Genomic DNA, 2,264 nt, shown 5'->3' on the forward strand with positions numbered 1-2,264 from the left:
GCTAGCTATCTCGGCGGTTCGTTCATTAAGCAGTTCGGAACCGGAGGCTCCCGGTCTGTATGCATTAATTACCGTATTTATTGCGTTGGTGTTGAGAGAAGGGCTATTTCAGTTTCAATATCGCTACTCGATTAAACATGGTCATAAAGCGGAAGCAGATCGGTACGCTAACCATGAACGTTACTCGCTGTATGCATCGTTGATTGCATTGATCGGCATGATCGGTGCAATGACTGGCGAAGCAATGGAATGGCCTGCATTATTATATCTTGATCCAACCGCAGCTTTGCTGGTAGCCTGTCTGGTGCTGCGTAAAGGATATTTGATGGTAATGAATACCGCTTACCAGGTTCCTGCACAGCCCTTGCAGGAGGAAGACTCCCGACGCTTTATGGAGACGATTCAACGGGTGTATGGTATTGTAACGGTTGAACACTTACATGCCCAGGAAACAGGCCATTTCATAACAGTGGATGTAACGATAAGTGTGAACCCGCGGATTACGGTACAGGAAGCGCAGGAAATTGCCGATCGAGCAAAAAATTTACTGTTAGCCCGTTTTCCACAGGTGACCCATGTACAAATGCAGTTCATTTCTTATCAAGCCGGATATCCTTACAAATCCAATCATGAACTGCCAGATAATGATGTGTCGTCGTTGCTTCAATAGGGCAGACGACTATGAAAGAAAGGTGAATAGGATTGCTTCATTCGCAGTACAGATGGAAGACCCCAGAGGCTAACCTGGAAGCGGCTCAGCTGTTGACAGAAGAACTGGGGATTTCACCATTGTTGTCCCGGCTTTTAGTGAACCGGGGCGTCACTACCGCCGGGGAAGCAAACCGCTTTTTGTACGGAAGTGTGGACGATGTACACGACCCTTTTCTGCTTCTTGGTATGAAAGAAGCCGTGCCGAGAATTCGCCAGGCTCTGGAACGTGGCGAGCATATATTAATCTATGGCGATTATGATGCTGACGGCGTATCCAGTACATCATTGATGATTCAGCTCATGCGTTTTCTGAAGGCTTCCTATGATATTTATATTCCCCATCGTTCTAATGAGGGATATGGTCTGCATAATCATGCCCTTGATTGGGCTCATCAGCAGGGAGTTACGCTGGTCATTACGGTAGATACGGGAATTAGTGCAGTAGAGCAAATTATTTATGCAACTTCCTTGGGGATAGATGTTATTGTGACGGATCATCATGAGCCGCCTGCTGTACTTCCCGAGGCATATACTTTGATTAATCCGAAGCTACCCGGTTGCCCATACCCATTTAAAGGTCTTGCAGGTGTTGGTGTTGCCCTGAAGCTCGCCCAGGCGCTGTTGGGTGAGGTGCCGGAGGAATGGTTTGAAATCGCCGCTATCGGCACGGTAGCCGATCTGATGCCACTACATGGTGAAAATCGGACGATGGTACGCAGAGGGATTCAATCCATGAGAAACTCTGCATTTCCGGGTATTCGTGCGTTGCTCCATGTAGCGGGCGTGGATATATCTACAGTGACTTCAGTCAACATCGCATTTGCATTGGCTCCGCGGATTAATGCCAGCGGGCGCTTGGATCATGCGGGACGAGCAGTTTCTCTGCTGACGACAGAAAAAGAGGAAGAAGCAGATCAACTTGCGCATGCGCTGGACCTGCTCAATCGTGAGCGTCAACAGGTGGTCGAACGTATTGTGGAGCAAGCCGAGCAACAATTGGCATCCAAACTGAATGGAGGCAAGCAACCGTCAGTTAGTGTGTTGGCTGGTGAAGGCTGGAATGTCGGCGTTGTCGGAATTGTGGCATCCAAGCTATTGGATCGTTATTATCGACCGACCATTATTCTTGGTATAGATGCTGAGACAGGCATGTGCAAAGGTTCTGCCCGTTCTATTCCTGCATTGGATATTTACAGTGCTCTTACGGACAGCCATGAGCTTATGGAGCATTTTGGGGGTCATCCTTCGGCTGCGGGTATGACGCTGTCCCGTGACAATCTGGAATTGTTTGAAGAGCAGCTGAACCGCTATGCGGGTTCCATTCTGACACCAGAAGATCTCATTCCTGTAGCTGAAGCTGATATGGTCTGTCGTTTGGACGAGGTATCTTTGCAAGTGGTTGAAGAACTGGAGTTGCTTCAGCCTTTTGGTATGGGGAATCCTTCTCCACGATTCGTATTACAGGGACTGCAATTGCGTGAAGCTCGTAAAATGGGACGTGAGAAAAATCATGTGAAGCTCTTGCTGGAGCAGAACGGTTTATCGCTGGACGC

2 protein-coding genes are annotated in these 2,264 nt (G+C 48.5%); both read left to right on the top strand.

Going from position 1 to position 2,264, the window contains the following annotated elements; genetic code table 11:
* A partial coding sequence (locus GRP75_RS24845) for a cation diffusion facilitator family transporter (RefSeq protein WP_160790660.1) occupies window positions 1–670 on the top strand: 670 nt, incomplete at its 5' end.
* Between the two features lie 32 nt (window positions 671–702).
* On the top strand, window positions 703–2,264 hold a 1,562-nt coding region (recJ, locus tag GRP75_RS24850), incomplete at its 3' end, for a single-stranded-DNA-specific exonuclease RecJ (protein ID WP_160790661.1).

Origin of the sequence: Paenibacillus sp. OT2-17 (genome assembly GCF_009827695.1) — a bacterium.
Taxonomy (GTDB): Bacteria; Bacillota; Bacilli; order Paenibacillales; family Paenibacillaceae; genus Paenibacillus; species Paenibacillus polymyxa_B.